The sequence below is a fragment of the Faecalibacterium prausnitzii genome, from assembly GCF_049532945.1.
Lineage (GTDB): Bacteria > Bacillota > Clostridia > Oscillospirales > Ruminococcaceae > Faecalibacterium > Faecalibacterium prausnitzii_N.
This window is the reverse complement of sequence record NZ_CP186691.1, coordinates 2,775,677-2,796,871: the sequence shown is the minus strand read 5'-3', so window position 1 is coordinate 2,796,871 and position 21,195 is coordinate 2,775,677. Positions and strand designations below refer to the sequence as shown.

Genomic DNA, 21,195 nt, shown 5'->3' with positions numbered 1-21,195 from the left:
TGCTGTACGACGGCTTTTTTTCTTTTGCCGTCGTGCGGCAGGTGTTTTTACTTTTTATTCTTTTGTGCTACATGGACGATTATGGCAACTAAAATAATTGCGGCGACCATACCAATTAAAGGGAGCCATGTGTCGGTGATGCTTTGCAATACGGCATTCCAGTTTACATTTTCGGGCAACATAGTTTAGACCTCCAATTCTCGCTGTTCTGTGACAATACGTTTACAGGAAAGATACGTTGCAAGGAAATAACTTCCGTAGACAAGCAGAAAAAGAACGATTGTCAGTCCGATATTTGTTGCGATATGGATGTTCATAAATTCTTCCACCACAGCCATTGCTTTGCCAATCAGAAAAGCAGAATACACGCCAGCGACGACTAGCGGAATGGCAAAGAACACGGCTGTCTGCACAAAAAGCGTATGATCGATTTGCCTGCGGCCTGCCCCCAGCTTTTGCAGCAAGCCATAACGATACACATTGTCGGTCGTTTCGGTAAGCTGTTTTAATGCTAGAAGTGCGGCGCAAATCAGCAAAAAGACCAACCCGATATAGCAGCAAAGGAAGCTCACCAAGGCATCAAGGCCGTAGAACGTCTCATACATCATGTTCTTTTCGGCATACCGATAGCCGTGTGTACTATCCAATCCAATCGGAATCATCTTTTGCAAAATTTCATTGGAATCTGCATTGGGCTCATATTGCACCAAAAGCGCATTTACATCTTTTTCAAGAGATGCGGTGACGGAATCGGGAACGATCAAGGTGCCGCGGTCATTGTTGCCAACCGACGTCATAATGTATGTTTCCTGCAAAACTTTATCTTCTGCACGCTGTAAAGTCGCCCCGCCAACCGTGATTTCCGGGTGGCTCTGCAATGCAGCAGCAACATACTGATACGTTCCATTGTAATTGCAGTTCAACAGGTATTGGCCATCGTTCAGCGTGATGGGTGCTTTGTTCTGCATGGCTAAGGCACGATTCAAGTCCGAAATGGAGATTACGGAAACCTTGCTGTCAGGAACTTTTTCATCAATCGGCCAAAATTTGACTTTCTGTCCTTCAAATAGTTCAGAGTAGGTTATATCGGCCTCGTAAACACTGATTTGCTCTGTAGCTTTGGCGTAGTTGCTTATGGTAATATCGTGTGCAGCGAGATAGGCAGCAATATCGCTGTCCCCATCAACAGAAACATTGGAAAGCACGTTCAAATCATAGGGCGTTGCAGATTGGGACATTTTGTTCATAGCAAGCGCTGTGCTTGCGCCAATCGACACGGCGCAGATCGTGATGGTCAGCAATCCGCATACAACCGTTACCACAAGATAATTGGTTCGGATTTTGCTGCCAATCTGACGGACAAGGAACGTATTCAGACCCTTCAGGTAAAAGCATTTCCTTGCACTTGCTGCTTGCATGAAAACGGCTGACAGCGAGTAGAACAGCAGAAAAGTTCCCGCGACCAATGCCGCCGCTGCCAACTGGAACAGATTATTTTCATGCGATGGCAGAATCCCGTTTTTGTTGAACAGTGCGGCAGAAATTCCGATGCAAAGCAGCGAGAGCAGGAATAGACAAACCGGCAAGATACGGTTTTCAGTCTGCATACTTTCGTTTTTTCTGCCGTCCGTCAATAGGTCAATCAATTTAACATTGGTGACAGACCGAATATTGAAAAGCATGACGATAAAAAAGATGATTGTGAAACACAACACGGTTTGGCGAAGCGCTCCGGCTGAAAACACGATCCGAAACTTTTCAAGATTGATTGCAAAAAGCCGCAATGCAATTAAAGAAAAACCTTGCGAAAAGAAAAAGCCCAAAAGCAATCCTGTGCCCAGCGCAATGATGCCAACACAAAGCGTTTCGCCTGCAAACAACCGGGAAATACGCCATTTTTTCATGCCGAGCATCATATACACGCCTAATTCCTTTTTGCGGCGTTTCAATAAAAATTGATTGGCATAAAGAATTAGGAAAGCCAGAACAACCGCAATCATAGTGGAAAGCGTAGAAAGCATAATGCCGAGCTGACGATATAAGAGCGTGCCGGTCATGCCCATATTGGAAAAAGCCGGCTGGTCAGAAATGGAATTGAACGCATAGAACAAACTGACCGAAAGGGTCAGCGTAAGAAAGTAAATCAGATAGTCACGAATGTTCTTGCACACATTTCGGAAAATCAGCTTACATGTGTTCACTCTGTTCACCTCCCAAGACGGAAACTACTTCCAGAATTTTTGTAAAAAATTCTTTGCGCGTATCCGTCCCACGATGCAGTTCGTTGAACACCTGCCCATCTTTGATAAACAAAATGCGATTGCAATAGCTGGCAGAAAAAGCGTCATGAGTTACCATGAGAATCGTTGCTGAAAGCCGCTCGTTCAATTCAGTCAACATTGTCAACAACATTCGGGAAGAATTGGAATCCAGTGCGCCGGTCGGCTCATCTGCCAGTACGATGGCGGGATTTGTCACCATCGCTCTTGCGGCAGCTACTCTCTGCTGCTGACCGCCAGACATCTGATAGGGATATTTACCCAATACATCCTGAATGTTCAGCGCTTGGGCAATCTGTGGAATACGCTGCTCTATTTCACTGGGTTTGGCACCTGCGATGGAAAGGGCCAGAGAAATATTTTCATAGGCGGTCAAGGTGTCCAGAAGATTGAAATTCTGGAAAATAAACCCCAGCTTTTTTCCACGGAAATCTGCAAGCTGTGCTCTATGCAGCATCGTGATATCCTTTTCCTCTACATAGATATGACCGCTGGTGACGGTATCAATCGTGGAAATGCAGTTCAGCAAGGTGGTTTTGCCAGAGCCGGAAGCACCCATGATGCCGAGAAATTCTCCTTTGCGAACAGAAAAAGAAATGTGGTCGATGGCTTTTGTCAGGTTGCCTTTGTTACCGTAAAATTTTTGGATGTCATCCACCCGTAAGATCGTATCGCCCATAGGTCAGGCTCCTTTCTCAAAAGCGCTTTGCTTTTGTGCTTTTACTCTACCACAAGGAATTTTCCGATGCCATTAAATTGGATTACATTTGTATTACCAAAATGTAAGGTTGAAAAAAGCGAGGCTTTACAGCCCCGCCGCCTGCAAATAGCTTTCCGTAGGAAAAACCATCGTCACAGTCGTTCCCTGTCCCGGAACGCTGGAAATAGAAAGTGAGATATTCATTTTTCGACATAGCCTTTGGCTCAAGTACAAACCAATGCCGGTCGATTTGGAATAACGGCGGCCGTTTTCACCGGTAAAGCCTTTGTCGAACACGCGCGGCAAGTCAGCAGCAGGAATACCAATGCCATTATCGGAAATGAAAAGAGATACTGTGTTTTTCTCTGCTCTGGCCGAAAATTCAACTTGTAAATTATCTTTCCGATATTTGATGGCGTTGGACAGAATCTGTCCGATCACAAAGGTGCAGCTCTTGCTGTCTGCGGCCACGGGAATATCCAGTTCCTTTAGAACCGGCTTTCCACCGACCTGAATCAACGGCTTTGAGTACGTTTTTAGCGCAGCGTACACCAATGCCTGCAAGGTGGTTTTCTCAACCTTAAAGTCCTTTTCCACATCGGTACTGCGGGCGTAATATAGCACCTGCTCCACATAAGCATCAATTTTCCGCAGTTCATCGTCAATTCGCAGTGTGGTGGGATTTTTTTCATTTTCAACGATCAGCCGGGCAGAGGTGATAGGCGTTTTGATTTCATGCACCCATGAATCAAGGTATTCCCGATATTCACGGTTCTCCTGTTCTGCACAGGCAAGCTGGTCGTTCTGATATTTGTTGCAGCACCGCAGAACGTCCACCAAAATCTGCCCCTCTAAAAAATGAGGCGGCACCATTAACTCACCTAAAAGTGTTTTTATGTCCATCTGCTCTGTCATTCTTTGAAGCAGATTATAAAATCTCTGCTTGCGGAAAAAATCATACAGCAGCGCTGTACTGTACGCTGCAAGTAAAATCACCTCGGCAAACAGAATAAACACAGCAGGTGTTTCAATCAGCCAGAGGAGCGCAAGCAGCACGAGTGCAGCCACCAGCATACAAATCAGGGAAAAGATATGGTCAAGCAGATACTCGGATAACTTCATACGCAATACCCTAAACCACGTTTCGTTTCCAGATAGTCCGGCAGACCGATTTCGGCCAGTGCTTTCCGTAACCGAACGATGTTGACATTCAATGTGTTTTCGTCTATAAATTGTTCACTCTGCCAGAGTTCATCAATAATAGCATCACGGGGAATAATGTTGCCCTTGTTCACCATAAGCAGGCGCAAAATCCCAAGTTCATTTTTGGTAAGTGATTTTTTGTTCCCTTGATAGCTGATTTCCGCCTTGAGCAAATTTAAGGTCAAGCCTTTGTGCGTGAGAACGATGTTGTCCTGTACTTCATAGGTCCGAGCCAGAAGTTTTTGGATTCGCGCCAAAAGAATCTGTGCATTGTACGGCTTTGCAATATAATCATCTGCGCCGATGTTCAAGCTCATCAACTCGTCAAAATCGCTGTTTCTGCTGGTAAGTACAATGATAGGAAGATTGGATTTCTGTCGGATTTCTCTGCATACTTGGAAACCATCCTGATAGGGCAGATTGATGTCTAAGAGAATCAAGTTAGCCCCTGATGAAAGAGCAGCTTGCACAATGTGGTGAAAATCATCGCTGCTGTCGCATTGGTAGCCGTACTTTTGAAGAAGCTGAACAAGTTCCTCGCGGATTGCCGGTTCATCTTCTATAATGAAGATTTTCATGCTCACACCTCCTAGACGTATTATATTCGTTATCTCAAAGAATACAAGGCGGTAAATATGAATTATAAAATGTTTGTAACCGAATAAAAACTTTTGAAAAAGGAGAGCGATGCCATGACCCAACCCAAAACAGACCTTGCCTATCTCCGCAGCGAAAAAGCCAAAGCCGCGCAGAAGTTGCGCTCTTGCCAGCACCGGGAGAAAATCCTTGAACGTCAGATGTCAAAGCTGAACCGGAGAGAGCGTGTGCATCGCCTTTGCACTCGTGCCGGAATGCTGGAAAGCTTTTTGGTCTGTCCGGGAGAACTGACCGACGATCAGGTGATGGAGCTTTTGAAGATCTCGTTCCGTCAACCGGAAGTCGTGCTGGCTCTTGCAAAGATGGTGCATGATGTTCACGAACGCAGCAACGTTCAAAACCCTTTAGAATAAAGGGCGCAATTATACACCGTTCCGGTGAAATTGCGGTCTTGCAGACGGCTCGATGAAATCGAAGCTGGCGTTTATGCGCCAGCCCGATTCCATCCCAAGAAAAACTGCATTTTCCTTGCGCTGCTTTGCAGCTGTCCTTTTGCCCGCTACCATAAAACACGCATAGAAAAAGCCGATTGGAAACAGAAACATTTCCAATCGGCTTATCTTTTTGTTAGGCAGATTTCTTTTCAGCTAATGCCCGGACTTCCTCAATTGAAAGGTCGGTGTACTTTGCCACCTTTTCACAAGGCACACCATCTGCCAACATTGCCAATGCGTGTTTGACCGATGTTTCATGCTCGGTTTCATCCCGCATCTTTTCCATAGCTCTGCACATAGCTGCCACTCCCTTCGTGTCTTCTTTAAAATAACGAACCCTCTGTGCCAAAATGGAATAATTCATATCCTTCGAGTTGGTACAGAAAAAGTCGTGCATCAGTTTTCCTAATGCGGTCTCGTCCTTGATTTGTGAGTTCACATAAACGATGTGCGCCTGATCGTTGAAAGCCGTTCCAGTTTCCCGAACTGTACGGTCAACATGATAAATTGGAAGGCCTGCCTTTAATACGTCATTTTCCGTGATAAAGATAACGTATGTTTCGTTCAGCGCATCGTAATCATCGCCCGCATCAGTCAGGTTTGCATCCAACAGACTACTGTTATACCGTGCACGTTTTTCACTCGCACCACGGTCACTGCGCTGCACCTCAATATTATATGCACGGTTTTCCCGATCTACCGCCAAAATATCCAAACGAACGGAACGGCCTTGCAGATTTTTAATGCTGTACTGGCCATGAACCTCTTTAACGGTCAAGTCATCACGTTTCAAGATGATCTGCAAAAGGAACTCAGCACAAGCACGCTCTTCAAACACCGCAGCCATGAAATCATCATCAATCAACCGCAATCCACGCAACCGCTGCAAATCTTCTTCATGTTTCCGTTCAAAATCCAGTTCCTGTTGTGATTTTCTTTCCGACATTGGCTCACCAGCTTTCTGCTTACTTATCCAAAATAATAGTACCATAATTCCGTGATTTTTACAAGAGAACGATTCAAATGTCATCAGGGGGTGATGCCTATTCCGTGTCCGCATTTCAAAATCACCATCGTCAAGCGCAGCCAAGGACAGTCCGCTGTTGCCGGGGCCGCTTACCAGAGCGGCGAACGGCTGTTCAGCGAGTACGACCAGAAAACAAAATTCTACAACAAGAAGAAAGAGCTTGTCCACGCCGAGATCATGCTGCCGTCCCATGCGCCGCCCGGATTTGCAGACAGGCAAAACCTCTGGAACGCCGTAGAAGCCGTGGAGAACCAGTGGAACTCCCAGCTTGCACGGCGCATCGTGCTGGCGTTCCCAGTGGAGGTGCCGAAAGAACAGTATCTCTCCATGATAAAGGAATTTTGTCAGGAGCAGTTTGTTTCCAAAGGGATGATTGCTGACTTTGCCATCCACGACAAGGGCGATGGCAACCCACACGCCCACATTCTGCTGACGCTCCGGGCAATGGACGAACACGGCAAGTGGTTGCCGAAAGCCAGAAAGGTGTACGACCTTGACGAGAACGACGAGCGCATCCGGCTCGCTTCCGGCAACTGGAAGTGCCATAAGGAAAACACGGTGGACTGGAACGACCAGAAGTATGCAGAGGTCTGGCGGCATGGTTGGGAAACCATCACCAACCGCTATCTGGAAGCAGCTGGCAGACCGGAACGTGTTGACTTGCGCTCCTTTGAACGACAGGGCATCCAGCAGATACCGACCGTGCATCTCGGCCCTGCTGCACACCAGATGGAAAAGCGTGGAGTGGAAACCTTTCTCGGCAACCTGAACCGGGATATTCGAGCCGCCAACAGCCTGATGCTGTCCATCCGCAGCGCCATCCGTGGTTTGCAACACTGGATCGCAGACCTGACTGAAAAGAAGCAGCTTCTTCTGGATGCTCTGGAAAAAGCAAAGGAACCCACGCTGTCCGACTTGCTGGTGGACTACTTCAATCTCCGCAACGAGCAGCGCAGCGAGTGGTCTGGCAAGGCAAAACTGAAATGCGCTGTCCGGGACTTTGAGGAAGTCAAACGGGCTGTGGACTACCTGAAAACCCATTCTCTGAACACCATCGAGGATTTGGACACTGCAATTTCTAACCTGAACCAGACAGCTGCCCCTCTCCGCAGGCAGTTGAAGCAGAACGAAGACCGTATGCGGGCAATCGCCCAGATCAAGGACGCTGCTGCCATCCATGCCAAGCTGAAACCTGTCCATGATACCTTTATCAAGAAGAACTTCAAGCTGACCAAGGACGCTTATGCCGCCCAGCACAAGGACGAGTTGGAATCATTCAACAAAGCCGTCCGCACCCTGATGAAGCTGAACGGCAGCACCGCGGTGGACTTTTCGGCATTGGATGCCGAATTTTCTGCGCTGCAATCCAGCAGCGCAGAGCTGCGCACCAAACTGGAAACCTTGCAACCGGACGTCTTTGCCCTGAAAAATATCCGCAAGTATATTGACATGGTGCTGAATAAGCAGCAGCTTTCTGCACCGGGCGGCAAGACCTCGGAGAAGGAATCGGTGCTGAAGAAGTTGAACGATAGCAAGGCAGCACTTGAACAGAAAAAATCACAGACCCAGCCAAAAGAAAGCGAACACACATTGTAAAAGGAGAAGCGCAAATGAGCAAAACTATCACATTGACCGAACATCGCCCCGCTGACGGACTGTTGACCATGCGAGTCAGAAACACAACTTACAACGTCAACATCTTTTTCAACCCGAATGCAAAGAGCACATTGGATTCTCAAATGCGAAAAATCATCCAAAAAGAAGCGAAAGCTGGCAATTTTTAAATTTGCAGCAACATCTTGATTTTTTATCTTGACAAAATGCAGCCCAATGGAGCGGCGAAGAAGAACTGTGTATCGAAATGGAGAACATCGGTGGCAGGGTTCGCTTCTGTCACTTTTGGAATGAGCACTACTCCATGGTGCAGTTGACGGAAGACCGAAACGGAAAATACTCCGCAGCCTACGTTCTGGATGTAGAAACCACCCCGGATGTGCGTAAGGTGGCGGCATTGCAGCCACAGAAAGAACTTGCGGACTGTATGCAGGTGTGGGGCGTTTCGCTTCTGGATGCGCCTGTTCCTGAACAGATGAAGTACGATTCTCTTGCAGAAGCCGCTTCTCACCTCATGCAAGTTTTGAACGACCCAGAGCACATCACCGGGTAAAAAGCGTCCCGAAGGGATGCGCAGCCTGCATTGGAAAATGCAGATTAAAGGGGCTTGGGGCATTCCTCAACAAGCATTTTGCAACGCAAAATAGCGTTTGTATATACGAGCGCCCTGCTTGCTGGTACAATGTCATCGATGAAACAAAAATAGTTTCATCAAAGACGGTTATATGGTTGTGCCGATTTCCAAAACATAGTAATATTGAAGTACTAACTGGGGCTGAAAGTGGCAAAACTGCTTGCTTGGTTTCCATTCAGGAATTACTAACAGCGTAGACCGTCCGTTCGCTTCGTATACCGTCAGCGTCACAAATTGACACCAATTTATCATTCTTCACGAAGTATGTGCTAAAATCTCTTGACAGCACCTCACAAAATATGTTATCTTTTGTAAACATCCTTGAAAAGATATGACATTTTCTGGGGACCGAACACAAACCGATTTTTCTCTGGAGGAAAGACCCATGAAACAGGAGATCATCCGCAAACTGAGCGCTGCCGTGGCCATGAGCCTCGTTGTTGGCGTCTCTCTGGCCGCCTGCGGCGGCAGCAGCAGCTCCACCGCTGCCGGTGTGACTAAGACCGGCTCTGCCGACGGCTTTGGCGGTGCTGTCACCGCCACCCTGACCGTGGATGCCAACGGCACTGTTACCGACTGCAAGCTGGAAGGTGCACAGGAGACCGAAAGCATCGGCGGCGCTGCACTGGAAGAGCTGTCCAAGCAGGTCGTGGCCGCCAACGGTCCCGCCATCGACGGCGTTGCCGGTGCCACGGTGACCACCAAGGCCGTCCGGAAGGCTGTTGCCGCCGCACTGGGTGTGGAGCTGGCCGAAGAGGCTCCCGCCGACTCTGCTGCCGCAGCCCCCGCTGAGCCCGCCGCCATCGTCCCGGTGGAAGGCGGCATCCAAATCGGTCAGGCCTATGCTGCCGCCCACGGCACCAAGTGCTTCACCGAAGCGGTGGCTGTGGTGAAGGATGACGTCATCCTCGCCGCCTACCTCGACGATTTCCAGTTCACCAGCGCCGATGCAGGCGTGACCGCTGTGCCCAACTCCGACTCCGACTTTGCCGCAGGCTACGCCGAGGGCAAGGTGCTGATGTCCAAGCGGGCCAACGCTGATTATTACAGCAAGATGATGGCCGAAAAGGGCGGCTCCACGGTCGCTCTGGACGCAAACTTCGATGCCATCCAGAACTTTGCTGTCGGCAAGACCATCTCCGAGCTGGAGGATGTGGCCGCCAAGGGTGCCGAGGCTGTGGACGCCGTCTCCGGCGCAACGCTGGTGGATACCGCCGGTTATCTCTCCGCCATCGTGGATGCCGCCAAAAACGCCCAGACCACGCAGGCCGTGGAGTTCAACGGCAGCTCCGAGGACCTGAAGCTGAATGTGGTCTATGGGGCCGCACACGGCACCAAGTGCTTCACCTCCGGCGCTGTCGCCACCGCCGGGGACACCATCGTGCTGAGCTACATTGACGAGTTCCAGTTTGCCGGTTCGGACGCCGGGGTCGTCGGCGTGCCCAACTCCGATTCTGACTTCGGCGCAGGCTACGCCGAGGGCAAGGTGCTGATGTCCAAGCGGGTCAACGCCGATTACTACAGCAAGATGATGGCCGAAAAGGCTGGTTCCACCGTTTCGCTGGATGCCAACTACGACGCCATCCAGAACCACGTGAACGGCATGAGCATTGCCGACGCCGAGGCTCTGAGCAAAGATGAAAAGGCTGTGGACGCCGTTTCCGGTGCCACGCTGGTGGATACTGCCGGCTACGTTGGTGTGCTGGTGGATGCCGCAAAGTAAGGCAAGAAAAATAACGTTCCTCTGAACACAGCAGCGCCCGCCGGGAGATTTCCCGGCGGGCGCTGTTTATTGTATGCTATTGGATCCAGAACGGTCCGCCTAAACCGAGGGCCGCGCTGCGCGCTTCTGGCGTTCCTTTTCCCTGTACATCCGGTCGTCGGCTTCGCGGAGGAAGGCGGGCAGGTCTTCGACCAACGACTGCCAGAACGAGCCGATGGCTGCATCCACCTGATGGCGGACCAGTGCCGCCCGCAGAGCTTCCACCTGCTGTTCAAATTTTTCCTGCGTGACCGGGCAGCAGATGACCACGAACTCGTCCCCGCCGATGCGGCAGGCTTCACCGGGGAACACATCGTTCAGCGCGTCAGCTGCACGGCAGATCAGGGCGTCGCCCGCCGCATGGCCGAAGCAGTCGTTGCAGCGCTTCAAGCCGTTGAGATCCATATCACACCTCCATTTTTACACACTCGGCATAGGTCAGCGGGAACGAAGCTTTCAGGACAGCGCTTTTCCGCACCGTCCAGCCGTTTTGCCGCAGGAAACGCAGGTATTCCTCGCTCGTCCATCTGCTGTGGAGAGGGAAGCCTGCCAGCTTCATGAAAGATGCCTTGACCTTGCCGGAAAACGAGTTTCCCGCGTGGGTGAAGGTCGGCGCGATGAGCACGCCGTCCTCTTTCAGCACCCGCTTGATTTCTTGTAGGGCTTTTTCCGGCTGCAGCACGATGTGCAGCGCATTGGACACGATCACCACATCAAAGGACTTATCCGCATAGGGAAGGCGGAACATATCCTGCACGGAAAAGTGCAGCTTGGCAGAGTGGTTATCACGCTTGGCCTCTGCAATCATCTCTGCGGAGGCATCCGTCGCCTCGATGTGCGCTGCCGCGTTCACAATGTGCTTTGCAATCAGTCCCGTGCCGGTCGCCAGCTCCAGCACCGTTTTGGCTTTCACCACCGGTCGGATCAGCTTATACATCTCTTCGTATGCCGCCCGATCCTTTCGCATAAAGCGGTCGTAACGACCGGCATTTTTGTCCCAGAAGGTCTTTCGTTCTTTCATAGCCGTTGCCCTTATCTCTTCTTTATTTTTTGCCGCATTGTGCCTCTCGGAAAGGATTCAAAGTGCCACTACGCTTCCATGTAGCACACTTCGTGTCTCCTTAGAAATCGAGGGTAACGGTCAAAGCCATCCGTTTGCACCATGGTCAAAATGCAAAAAGCGCAGCCGCAGATATTCTCTGCGGCTGCGCTTCGATCCATTTTCAAAGCTTTGGCATCACTCAACGCCATATTGTTGTCTAAATAAATCAGCGACGATGTTTTGCTTTTGAGGCATCGGGCGGCCGGACGAAGCCAGACTCGCCGCCTACTCCGCGCAGAGCTCAGCCACCAGAGCGTCCATCTGCGCTTCGCTGGTTTGGTTCAATGCACCACGCAGAGACACTACCGTTTCGTAAAGGTGGATATCCTTCATCTCCTCCAATTTGGTGCGCATCAGCCGCGCGGCAGCAGGTGCCCAAGAGCCGTCTTCAATAAGGCCAACCCGGCGGTTTCGGAATCCCTTTGTCCGTAAATGTTCCAAAAACTCCCTCATGGGCGGAAACAGTCCTCCGTCATAGGTGGAGCTGGCTAAAACCAACTTCCCGCAGTAGAACGCACTGGCAACAGCGTAGGAAAGATCTGTCACAGTGAGATCACATATGTTGACCTGTACGCCTTTTTTCTCTAATTTACCCTTGAGGGTCTTCGCCGCATGGGCAGTATTTCCATGGATGGATGCGTGAGCGATCAGGATGCCCTCCGGTTCTTCCGGTTTCCATTGTGACCAGAGATCATAGAGCCGCAGGTACTCCCCCAAGTCTTCTGTGAGCATGGGGCCATGGAGCGGGCAGATCGTTTTGATCTCCAGCGCGGAGATTTTTTTCAGCAGAGCCTGCACCTGTGCGCCATATTTCCCGATAATATTGTAATAATACCGTCGGGCCTGCGGCACCCAGGGGGCACGGGCAGTCCGTTCCAGTGAGCCAAAGCGTCCGAAGGCATCCGCCGAGAACAGGATTTTTTCCGTTTCCTCATACGCCGTCATCACCTCCGGCCAGTGTACCATCGGCGCCAGCAGAAAGCGCAGCCGGTGCAAACCCAAGGAAAGCGTATCTCTTTCGCCAACCTCCAGCATACGGTCTTCCGACAATGCACCTGTGCCGAAGAACTGCTTGATCAGGGTAAATGTTTTCGCGTTTCCCACGATCTTCATCTCCGGGTACTTTTGTGCCAGCCGCATGAGGCTGCCGGAATGATCCGGCTCCATGTGTGTAACCACAAGATAGTCGGGGCTGCGCCCCTCCAACACCCGCGCCACATTGGAAAGCCATTCTTCCGCTGCCCGTGCGTCCACGCTGTCCATCACGGCAATCTTCTCATCCAGAATGACATAGGAGTTGTAGCTCACTCCCATAGGCTGGACAGAGTACTGGTTTTCAAAGAGTGCCAATGTGTTATCATCCACCCCTACATAGCGGATGGCATCTGTTACCGTTTGAATGGTCATAATACAAAACAACTCCTTATCATCTGTTCAAGACCTGCATCTCTGGGTTCTTCTCCCCGAATTTCTCGCGCAGCGCACTGCAGATATCCTCCCGGGACTTGCCCTGTTTCTCACCGTTTTTAATGAGCTTGTACGCCTGGAACAGCGCCGAGGGGCCGATCTCGCTGCTGAAAAAGCCGATGCCCTGATTCCATGCCAGCAGCTCGAACACGTCGTCCAACGCGGCACTCTCCACACCGTGGATATATGCCTTTACCAGCTCCCGCGCCGCCTGCCTCATCCGGCCCGCACCGACAGCGTTGGTCAGGGACAGCAGCAGCCGCGTTTCATAGGGCAGTACGCGCTTCTCGCTCTGCCATGTGGTCTCCCAAAAATCCACGGCGATCTGCCCCAGCTTTTCATCGATCATGGGATAGTTCAAAAGAGCCAGCGGCTTGAAGGGAGCGGAGTTGTCGCCTTCCTTCTTCTCCACACGGCAGAACCAGACATGGAACTCCGCCTCACTCCGCCGCTCGGTGTGGTGCTCGTAGCCCAAGCCCTCCATGACAACGTACAGTGGATGCGGCTCAAAGGTCTGGATGATGTGTAATCCTTCGCCCACCTCCAACGCCTCAGCTCTTTTCTTCAGCCCTTCAAAGAAGCTGCCCTGTATATGGCGCACATCCACGGTCTGAAACCCCTGCGCCTTATTCTTCCAGTTTTCGTAGCTCATGCGGTTATTCTCCTTTCTTCACTCGATAAAACCAGATGTGATATTCGCTGCCGCTTACCTTCTCCGTGTGATGCTCAAAGCCCATAAGGGCCAGCACCGGGTACAGGGGGACAGGCTCGAAGGTCTGGATGATATGCAGTCCTTCGCCGTTTTTCAGCGCGGCAGCCTTTGCCTTCAATGCGGGGAAGAAGTCCATCTTTTTGCCCCGCACGTCCATCACTTCAAATGTTCCGATTTTGTCCTTCCAGTTCTCATAACTCATAGTCTTTGCCTCTCTTGCAGAAAGCTCACACCTCTTCAAAGGAATCCTTACCCACGTCGTCTAGCTTAGGACAGCCCACCAGGGTGATGTGTCCCTTGATGAACCGCTCGTGGAAAGCGGCGTAGGCATAGGCGGTGCAGTCGGCGGCGATCAGGAGCCGTGCGCCGTCAAAATACGGGGCGTTTATCCTGATCGATTTCAATGATCCGTCGTTTCATGTTCGATCCTCCTGTTGCTTTTGTGCGTTCATTGTACTATACTAAGAGCAATAAGTCAGTTGAATTTTCAACGAAAGAGAACTTTTTATGAAAGAATTTTTTCCGGTACTTCATACGGCGGCGCTTTTCTCCGGCATTTCCGATGATGAGCTTGCCGTCATGCTCTCCTACCTTGGGGCGAGGATCGACACCTTCCCCAAAGGCTCACGCCTGCTCCGCGCCGGGGAGCAGGTGGAGGAGGTGGGTCTCGTGCTGGCGGGCAGTACCCTCATCGTGCAGGAGGATATCTGGGGAAACCGCAACATCCTCTCTAAGACCGGGCCGGGGCAGACCTTCGCGGAGGTATTCGCCTGCGCGCCGGGAGCGGTGCTGAACGTGAGCGTAGAGGCGGAGAGCGCGGTGACGGTGATGTTTCTGCACATAAGGCGCGTTTTGAGCGTGTGCCCCTCCGCCTGCTCCCACCACAGCCGGATCATCCGCAACCTGCTGGACGAACTGGCAGAGAAGAACCTGCGGCTCAACGAAAAGCTCACCCACATGGCCCAGCGCACGACGCGTGCAAAGCTAATGTCCTATTTTTCCGCCGAGGCCCAGCGGCGCAGCGTCTATGAGTTCGACATTCCGTTTTCAAGGCAGCAGCTTGCGGATTACCTCGGTGTGGAGCGCAGCGGGCTGTCTGTAGAGCTTGGAAAAATGCGGGATGAGGGCCTGCTCGACTTTCACAAAAGCCATTTCCTTCTCAAAACGCCGGAGACTGACCGTCCCTTTCCTTCTGCGCGTTAAGGAGCCCTCTTTGGGCGTATTGGCAAGTGCGGATAACCCCGTCAGCCACGGAGCGTCGGGGTTTTGCAGATGGAAGAAGCAGCTATACTACGCATAAAAACACAGCCGCAGAGTACATCTGTGGCTGTGTTTTGTGTTCAGTTGCTCACTGTTGTGTGGACTGGATATGGAGAGACAACACATCTCCCGATCTTACATGGGTTATCTTATCTGCCATCACTCTGGCAGTTTGCCTTGCAGATATGTCGGCATTCCCGCTGCGGTCGTATCCGGCCTGACCTTAAACATGGCTTTTTGAATCTACCTCCCTTATCGGTTTTCCGCGATATATTTCTCCGCCATGTGAACTGCCACCGCGCCGTCCGCCACGGCGGTGACCACCTGACGGAGGGGCTTCGTCCGCACGTCGCCCACGGCGTAAACGCCGGGAATACTGGTTTCCGTGGTCTCTCCGGCCACGATATAGCCGCCGCCGTCCAGCTCCAGTTGACCCACCGCCAGCGCCGTGGCGGGCTGTCGGCCCACGCTGACAAATACGCCGTCGCAGTCCACCACGCTTTCCTCACCGGTGACGGTGTCCCGCAGGCGGACGCCGGTCAGCCTGTCCCCGGAAAGCAGCGCGGAAACGACGCTGTTCCAACGGAATTCCACGTTTTCGGCCTGTGCCAGCGGCTCGTGATAGATCTTGGTGGCCCGCAGGGTGTCTCTGCGGTGGACGAGGATCACTTTTTTCGCCACGCGGCTGAGAAGGAGGGCATCTGCCGCGGCGGAATTGCCGCCGCCCACCACGACCACCGTTTTGCCCTTGTAAAACATCCCGTCGCAGGCGGCGCAGTAGGCCACGCCTCGGCCCACCAGTTCCGACTCTCTGGCCACGCCCAGCGTTCTGGGGTTCGCACCGGTGGCCAGCACCACGGTTTTCCCCAGAAAGATCCCCTCGCTGGTCTCCACGAGCTTGGGAACCGCCGTCAGATCCATGCGGAGGACTTCTGCGTATTCGCTGCGTGCCCCGAAGCGCTCCGCCTGCTTTTGCATCTTCTCCGCCAGAGAGAAGCCGTCTATCCCGTCCTCAAAGCCGGGATAGTTGTCGATCTGCTCGGTCAGGGCCATCTGCCCTCCGGCGGACAGTTTTTCCAGCACGATGGTGTCCAGCCCCGCCCGTGCCGCGTACAGGGCGGCGGTGTAGCCGCCCGGTCCGCCCCCCACCACGAGCATATCATAAACATGATTGTTGTTCATATCTAAACCCTCCGTTATTTCGCCAAGGCTTCCTGAATGAAACGGTCGATTTCTGCCTTTGAGCCGGGCGCGGTGATGGAATCCACGGCCTTTCCGTTCCGGTACAGCACCAGAGTTGGGATGTCCTCGATCCCCTCGGCCCCCGCCAGCCGCGGCTCCTCGTCAATGTTGATCTTGCCGACGGCGAGGCTGTCCGCGTATTCCTCTCCGATCTTCTCATACGCGGAGCCGATCCTCCGGCAGTAGCCGCACCAGGGCGCCCAGAAATCCACCAAAACGGGCTTTTCCTTCCGGATCGCCTGCTCAAACTGCTCCTGATTCATGTTCATAGCTGCCATATCTGCCAGCTCCTTTCCTTTGTTTGGGTATTCTCAAGACTCCGGTCTCGCCCCACACCACATCGTGACCTCAACCTGAGATGACGGTAGCCATATAAAAAATACCTCCTATTTTCCTTACTCAGACTCTGACTGATAGGTTCTTCTTTTCTAATGGAACATACGCTTAACCGCAGATCGACGGTCGCGCATTTTACCGTTGCCTTGCTTCCCCCAGAGTCGTTACATGTGGTACACCGCAGCGGAGCGAAGTCCTTCCGGCAGGCCGTCGGGCGCAGCAGGTGAAAGTTCCCAGCGTACCTGCCCCGCCCACTGGGAGGCGACGGCGGAGAAGTGGAGCATGACAATACCGAGATCCAATGCGGCATCCAAATTATCGGTGTAGGCATCCTCCTGCTGCACCAAATAGATGCTGTGATCCTGCACAAGGAAGCCATAGGGCTGACGGTTGAGATAGCTGGGGGAGAGCGAAGCGGCGTAGAAGGACTGCCAGAGCATATCGTCGTAGAAGTCCATCATCTCGTCAAGCCCAGACTTGTTGCTCCAGCTCCCCATGTGAACCAAATCGTGCACGCCCTTTTTGGGCGCGTAGTACTGCTGCTCGGCCCGCACATCGATCTGAGACATACTTAGGATATTCAGCCGCAGCTTTTTTGCGGTCTTTTCCCCGTAGCCAAAGGCAACGATTGCCGCCACCTCTAACGGGGTGGCGAGAGACAGTGCCTTTTTGATTTTGTCGCTGTCGGTGAAGGTCATCCAGCAGGTGTCAATGTCCAACTCAGTCAGCTTGAGGACGAGATCTTCCATCATGTAGCCGGCGTTGATGGCCGCATAGGAATGCGAGGCAGACATAAGGAGCAGGTAGTGCGGTGCTCCGATGAGAAATTGATTATAGCCCGCTGAGCTCTCCAGCGCCGGCTGTGCATCCTTGTCCAAGACGATCAACTCCGTTGCAATCTCCGGGACAAGACGGGGGCAGGTCTTTTCATAGTAGGATCGGAGCTGGCCGATAGCCTCGCTCGGAACTTCCTTTTCGCGGAATGCGCGAACGGATCTGCGATTTTGAATCATAGCGCTGTAATTCATAGTAGTATCTCCTATTCTGATGTCTTTGGTTTTCTTATAAATCGTCTATCAGTGCGGTGCTCTTGGCGTAGGCGGTACTGCGTGCCTCAAAGAAATCGGTCTTGACCATGTTGGCGTCGGCGTACTGGCTGACCCATTCCATGCTCTCCGGTTCGCTCTCAAAGCCTGGATACAATGCGGGATAGCCAAGGCTCGTCCAGCGGAGGTTGCCGAGATAGCGGATGTAATCGCTGATCATCTGCCGGTTCAGCCCCGGGATGTCGTCGCCGATCACATAATGCCCCCATGCGATCTCCTGCTCCACGCCCTCACGCATCATCTCGCGCAGCGCTTGTACGCTCTCGGCGGTGAACAACTCCGGCTGCTCCTTTTGCAGCTCCGTGATGATATTGCGGAACAGCCACAAGTGCGTGTTCTCATCGCGGTTTATGTAGCGAATCTCCTGCGCCGAGCCGGGCATCTTCCCGTTTCGGGAGAGATTGTAGAAGAACATAAAGCCGCTGTAAAAATAGATGCCCTCCAAAATATAGTTTGCCATCATCACGCGCAGCAGCGTGGAAGCGTCCTTCCGCTCCTGAAACTCGTTGTAGCAGTCCCCAATGAAGGTGTTGCGGCGCAGCAGATGCTCGTCCGTTTTCCATTGGTAGAGGATGTCATTGCGCTCCACGGGGGAACAGATGGTGTCGAGCATATAGCTGTAGCTCTGTGAGTGGACACACTCCTGAAACGCCTGAATGGACAGGCAGAGATTGACCTCGTTGGCGGTAATGTAGGCGCCGATATTAGGCAGGTTCGCTGTCTGAATGGAGTCCAAAAAGACAAGAAAACTCAGAATTTTATCGTAGGCGCTGCGCTCGGCTGACAGCAGGCGGGGATAGTCCTTCACATCCTGCGAGAGATTGATCTCCTCAGGGATCCAAAAGTTGTTCATGGCCTGCCGGTACCAGTCGCTGACCCAAGCGTACTTCATATTGTTGAAGTCATTGAGGTTGGTGGTATTGCCGCCGATCATGCGCCGCAGGCGCACATCAGGGTCGCCCTCCGGGTTAAAGAGGGGCTTTTTCTTCAGTTCCGTCATGCTATCCTCCTTATGACGAGCAGCTTTCGCAGGCCTCGACCTCAAGGGCCTTGCTGCGGACATAGTAAATGGTCTTGACGCCGGCCCTCCACGCCTCCAAATACAGTCTGAGCACCTGACGCATGGAATAGTCGTTGGTGATATAGAGATTCATGCTCTGCGCCTGGTCAATATGTCTCTGGCGAAGGCCCGCGGCGCGTACCGACCAGCTTTGGTCGATCAGATGCGCTGCCTTATAGTACCACCATGTGTCCATAGAAAGCTCCGGAGCAACGCGGGGCAGCATGCTGCCCTTTTTTTCCTCTAAAAAGAATTTCTTCATAATTGGATCTATGCCCGCCGACGTGCCGGAGAGGATAGATGTGCTGGAGGTCGGTGCGACCGCCAGCAGATAGGCGTTGCGCATTCCCTGCACCGCCACCGTTTTCGCAAGCGCCCGCCACTTTTCGGAGGTATAACCCCGCTTTTCAAAATACGCGCCAGTCTGCCAGTCGCTGCCCTCAAAGAGCGCGTAACGACCCTTTTCCAGTGCCAGAGCTGTGTCCGCCTTGACAGCGGCGTAGTTGATGAGCTCGAACACTGCGTCGGTGAAGGCAAGGTGCTCATCGCTCTCCCAGTGGATGCCGCGCTTTGCCAGCATGTGGTGGTAGCCGCTGACGCCCAGGCCGATGCTGCGGTACTTCTGATTGGTAAGCCGCGCGTATTCCAACGGGTAGAAGTTGAGGTCGATCACATTATCCAGTGCGCGGATGGCCGTTTCCACCGTGCGTTCCATATAGGCCTCGTCCTCCACCGGCAGATTACCGAGAGACAGACTCGCCAGATTGCAGACCACAAACTCACCTGGGCGTGTGGCCGTCACCACAATTGTGTCGCCGTTCTCCGTGTGCACCTCAGTGCTGATGTGCTCGATGGGTGCCATGTTCTGCGCGATCTCCGTACAGAGATTGGAGCAATAGATCATTCCCGTGTGGCCGTTTGGGTTCATATGATTTACACTGTCGCGATTGAAAGCGAAGGGTGTGCCGGTCTCCACTGCCGAGCGAAGCACCAGCCGCACGATGTCCTTGACGGTGACGCTGCGCTTTTCGATGCGCGGGTCATTGACGCAGTCCAGATACCGCTTCTCCCATTCTGTACCCCAGTAATCCTCCAGTGCGTAGCCCTTGACCGTGAGGATCTCATGCGGACACATGAGATGCCACGGCGCGTCTATGTTCTCCTCCGCCAGTCGCCAGAATAGATCCGGATAGCACACGGCGGGAAACACATCATGTGCCTTCATGCGGTCGTCGCCGTTATTGGTGCGCAGTTGAAGGAATTCCGGCAGATCCCGGTGCCATGCGTCTAAGTAAACCGCCACAGCGCCCTGCCGCATCCCCAACTGATCCACCGCCACGGCGGTGTCGTTGACCAGCCGGATCCAGCGGATAACACCGCCTGCCGCCCCTTGAAAGCCGCGGATGGTGCTGCCTGCAGCGCGCACCTTACCGAAGTACATCCCCATTCCACCGCCGAATTTAGAGACCTTTGCGAAGTTGTCCAGCGAGCGGTAGATGCCGTCCAGACTGTCCGGCACAGTGTCCACAAAGCAGCTTGAAAGCTGATGGTAGGGCTTTCGTGCGTTGGACATGGTAGGTGTCGCCATTGTGACCTCCATACGGCTGAGCATATCGTAAAAGCGTTTTACCCACCCCATGCGGTCAGAGCCTTCGTTCATAGCAAGATGCAGCGCGATACCCAAAAACATCTCCTGCGGTGTTTCCAGCGGCACGCGGCTGCGTGACTGGATCACATAGCGTTTGAGCAGCAGGTCAAGGCCGGAGTAGGTGAACAGCTCGTCCCGTTCCGGGCAGAGAAAGTCCTCCGCCATGGCAATCTCCTCGTGGGTATAGTGGGCAAGGATATAGTCACCGTAGAGTCCCTTATCCGTCAGATAGCGAAGCTTGCCATAGAGGTCGCAGACGCCGCGCCCCTCCCATTCCTGTGCGTTGCGACAGCGAAAGGAGTGGTTCAGAAGCCGCGCCGCGATGAACTCCCACTTGGGTGCCTCTGCCGTAGTCAGCTCTACCGCCGCCTTGGTCAGTGCCTCAGCCCGCTCATCCTCCGTCATGCCCAGACGACAGAAACTCTCAAACTTCATTTGAAGCGCCGCGAGGGAGTAGACTTCCTCGGTAAAATCCATCTGGATGCGGCGCAGCACCTCGTCAAGCGAGTCATCCCCCACCGTCCGCGCGATGGTATGCCGGACACGGCGCAGCGCAGACCGCTTTTCGCGGTAGAGGATGTACGCCTTGGCCACCTCATAGTGTCCGCACTCCATGAGCGTTCGCTCCACCTCGTCCTGCACACGTTCCACGGTGAGCGGCACTGTGACGGAGAGATTGTTGAGAACGGTGGCGAGGATCTCATCCATCTCTCTGCTCCCGATCTCCTTGCCCTGTCCGTCAAACGCCTTTTTCATGGCGTTGAAAATTTTCTCCTGTTGAAAGGGAACAGACTCCCCGTTTCGTTTTCTGATCTCCATTTCGATCCTCTCATCTTCTCCGGTCACTTCTCATGTCCTTTTGGGAAAAGAGCGGGCAAGCGCAGTATCACGCTTGCCCGCTCTATTTTTGAAAGCCGGTTTTTCTGCAGCCGACGCGGCGGGGCTGTTTGTT

23 protein-coding genes and 1 pseudogene are annotated in these 21,195 nt (G+C 52.8%); 6 read left to right on the top strand and 18 right to left on the bottom strand.

Annotated features, from left to right (window positions below; all coding sequences use genetic code 11):
- Window positions 1-47: 47 nt before the first annotated feature.
- The 5 genes from ACNQFG_RS14130 to ACNQFG_RS14110 all read right to left on the bottom strand — a co-directional run bounded on the left by ACNQFG_RS14130 (window position 48) and on the right by ACNQFG_RS14110 (window position 4,760).
- On the bottom strand, window positions 48-182 hold the full coding sequence (locus ACNQFG_RS14130) for a hypothetical protein (RefSeq protein ID WP_270834177.1): 135 nt from the start codon (window positions 180-182) through the stop codon (window positions 48-50).
- A gap of 3 nt (window positions 183-185) precedes the next feature.
- Window positions 186-2,201: an FtsX-like permease family protein gene (locus ACNQFG_RS14125; RefSeq protein WP_423405314.1), complete on the bottom strand. Its 2,016-nt coding sequence runs from the start codon at window positions 2,199-2,201 to the stop codon at window positions 186-188.
- Window positions 2,188-2,958, bottom strand: a complete 771-nt coding sequence (locus ACNQFG_RS14120; protein ID WP_097793307.1) for an ABC transporter ATP-binding protein — start codon at window positions 2,956-2,958, stop codon at window positions 2,188-2,190. The genes ACNQFG_RS14125 and ACNQFG_RS14120 overlap by 14 nt, the downstream gene beginning before the upstream one ends.
- A gap of 126 nt (window positions 2,959-3,084) precedes the next feature.
- The gene (locus ACNQFG_RS14115; protein WP_423405313.1) at window positions 3,085-4,101 is read right to left on the bottom strand and encodes a sensor histidine kinase; all 1,017 of its coding nucleotides are present in this window, start codon (window positions 4,099-4,101) and stop codon (window positions 3,085-3,087) included.
- The gene (locus ACNQFG_RS14110) at window positions 4,098-4,760 is read right to left on the bottom strand and encodes a response regulator transcription factor (RefSeq protein ID WP_419055813.1); all 663 of its coding nucleotides are present in this window, start codon (window positions 4,758-4,760) and stop codon (window positions 4,098-4,100) included. The genes ACNQFG_RS14115 and ACNQFG_RS14110 overlap by 4 nt, the downstream gene beginning before the upstream one ends.
- Window positions 4,761-4,874: 114 nt before the next feature.
- Between ACNQFG_RS14110 and ACNQFG_RS14105 the strand changes: the two genes are divergently transcribed.
- Window positions 4,875-5,192 carry a DUF3847 domain-containing protein gene (locus ACNQFG_RS14105; RefSeq protein ID WP_423405312.1) on the top strand — a complete coding sequence of 106 codons (318 nt, stop codon included), beginning with the start codon at window positions 4,875-4,877 and terminating at the stop codon, window positions 5,190-5,192.
- A 9-nt stretch (window positions 5,193-5,201) separates the two neighbouring features.
- Here ACNQFG_RS14105 and ACNQFG_RS14100 read toward each other — a convergent pair whose 3' ends face one another.
- Window positions 5,202-5,390: a hypothetical protein gene (locus tag ACNQFG_RS14100; protein WP_055192375.1), complete on the bottom strand. Its 189-nt coding sequence runs from the start codon at window positions 5,388-5,390 to the stop codon at window positions 5,202-5,204.
- A 16-nt stretch (window positions 5,391-5,406) separates the two neighbouring features.
- Entirely contained in the window at window positions 5,407-6,219 is an 813-nt protein-coding gene (locus ACNQFG_RS14095) for a PD-(D/E)XK nuclease family transposase (protein WP_055192377.1), read from the bottom strand.
- A 99-nt stretch (window positions 6,220-6,318) separates the two neighbouring features.
- Here ACNQFG_RS14095 and mobQ point away from each other — a divergent pair, with 99 nt between their 5' ends.
- The 4 genes from mobQ (at window position 6,319) to ACNQFG_RS14075 (ending at window position 10,271) form a co-directional block, all read left to right on the top strand.
- Window positions 6,319-7,896, top strand: coding sequence for a MobQ family relaxase (gene mobQ, locus ACNQFG_RS14090; RefSeq protein WP_423406598.1), 1,578 nt, complete (start codon window positions 6,319-6,321; stop codon window positions 7,894-7,896).
- Window positions 7,897-7,910: 14 nt separating this feature from the next.
- Window positions 7,911-8,084, top strand: a complete 174-nt coding sequence (locus ACNQFG_RS14085; protein ID WP_423405311.1) for a hypothetical protein — start codon at window positions 7,911-7,913, stop codon at window positions 8,082-8,084.
- A 77-nt stretch (window positions 8,085-8,161) separates the two neighbouring features.
- The gene (locus tag ACNQFG_RS14080; protein WP_423405310.1) at window positions 8,162-8,467 is read left to right on the top strand and encodes a hypothetical protein; all 306 of its coding nucleotides are present in this window, start codon (window positions 8,162-8,164) and stop codon (window positions 8,465-8,467) included.
- A gap of 466 nt (window positions 8,468-8,933) precedes the next feature.
- Window positions 8,934-10,271, top strand: coding sequence for an FMN-binding protein (locus ACNQFG_RS14075; protein WP_097779472.1), 1,338 nt, complete (start codon window positions 8,934-8,936; stop codon window positions 10,269-10,271).
- A gap of 99 nt (window positions 10,272-10,370) precedes the next feature.
- On the opposite strand, the gene ACNQFG_RS14070 is transcribed toward ACNQFG_RS14075, so the two are convergent.
- From ACNQFG_RS14070 to ACNQFG_RS14045, 6 genes and pseudogenes are all read right to left on the bottom strand, one after another.
- Window positions 10,371-10,715 carry a GGDEF domain-containing protein gene (locus ACNQFG_RS14070; protein ID WP_423405309.1) on the bottom strand — a complete coding sequence of 115 codons (345 nt, stop codon included), beginning with the start codon at window positions 10,713-10,715 and terminating at the stop codon, window positions 10,371-10,373.
- 1 nt (window position 10,716) lies between these two features.
- Window positions 10,717-11,331 carry a class I SAM-dependent methyltransferase gene (locus tag ACNQFG_RS14065; protein WP_423405308.1) on the bottom strand — a complete coding sequence of 205 codons (615 nt, stop codon included), beginning with the start codon at window positions 11,329-11,331 and terminating at the stop codon, window positions 10,717-10,719.
- A gap of 306 nt (window positions 11,332-11,637) precedes the next feature.
- Window positions 11,638-12,819 carry an FprA family A-type flavoprotein gene (locus ACNQFG_RS14060; protein ID WP_423405307.1) on the bottom strand — a complete coding sequence of 394 codons (1,182 nt, stop codon included), beginning with the start codon at window positions 12,817-12,819 and terminating at the stop codon, window positions 11,638-11,640.
- Window positions 12,820-12,838: 19 nt separating this feature from the next.
- Window positions 12,839-13,531, bottom strand: coding sequence for a DUF2249 domain-containing protein (locus ACNQFG_RS14055; protein ID WP_423405306.1), 693 nt, complete (start codon window positions 13,529-13,531; stop codon window positions 12,839-12,841).
- 4 nt (window positions 13,532-13,535) lie between these two features.
- Window positions 13,536-13,793 (bottom strand): DUF2249 domain-containing protein, encoded by a 258-nt coding sequence (locus ACNQFG_RS14050; protein ID WP_097771454.1) that lies wholly within the window; start codon window positions 13,791-13,793, stop codon window positions 13,536-13,538.
- A gap of 52 nt (window positions 13,794-13,845) precedes the next feature.
- Window positions 13,846-13,983: pseudogene (locus ACNQFG_RS14045) on the bottom strand (ferredoxin); the annotation flags it as partial.
- A gap of 115 nt (window positions 13,984-14,098) precedes the next feature.
- Between ACNQFG_RS14045 and ACNQFG_RS14040 the strand changes: the two are divergent.
- Window positions 14,099-14,794 carry a Crp/Fnr family transcriptional regulator gene (locus ACNQFG_RS14040; RefSeq protein ID WP_097771455.1) on the top strand — a complete coding sequence of 232 codons (696 nt, stop codon included), beginning with the start codon at window positions 14,099-14,101 and terminating at the stop codon, window positions 14,792-14,794.
- A 309-nt stretch (window positions 14,795-15,103) separates the two neighbouring features.
- Here ACNQFG_RS14040 and trxB read toward each other — a convergent pair whose 3' ends face one another.
- The 5 genes from trxB to ACNQFG_RS14015 form a co-directional block, all read right to left on the bottom strand.
- Window positions 15,104-16,033 carry a thioredoxin-disulfide reductase gene (trxB, locus tag ACNQFG_RS14035; RefSeq protein ID WP_117476252.1) on the bottom strand — a complete coding sequence of 310 codons (930 nt, stop codon included), beginning with the start codon at window positions 16,031-16,033 and terminating at the stop codon, window positions 15,104-15,106.
- Window positions 16,034-16,047: 14 nt separating this feature from the next.
- Entirely contained in the window at window positions 16,048-16,371 is a 324-nt protein-coding gene (locus ACNQFG_RS14030; protein WP_423405305.1) for a thioredoxin family protein, read from the bottom strand.
- Window positions 16,372-16,593: 222 nt separating this feature from the next.
- Window positions 16,594-17,457, bottom strand: coding sequence for a nitroreductase family protein (locus tag ACNQFG_RS14025; protein ID WP_337679504.1), 864 nt, complete (start codon window positions 17,455-17,457; stop codon window positions 16,594-16,596).
- A gap of 34 nt (window positions 17,458-17,491) precedes the next feature.
- A complete protein-coding gene (locus tag ACNQFG_RS14020; protein ID WP_217212252.1) occupies window positions 17,492-18,535 on the bottom strand; it encodes a ribonucleotide-diphosphate reductase subunit beta in 1,044 nt (347 codons plus the stop codon).
- 10 nt (window positions 18,536-18,545) lie between these two features.
- A complete protein-coding gene (locus ACNQFG_RS14015; RefSeq protein WP_423405304.1) occupies window positions 18,546-21,062 on the bottom strand; it encodes a ribonucleoside-diphosphate reductase subunit alpha in 2,517 nt (838 codons plus the stop codon).
- Between the last annotated feature and the right edge of the window lie 133 nt (window positions 21,063-21,195).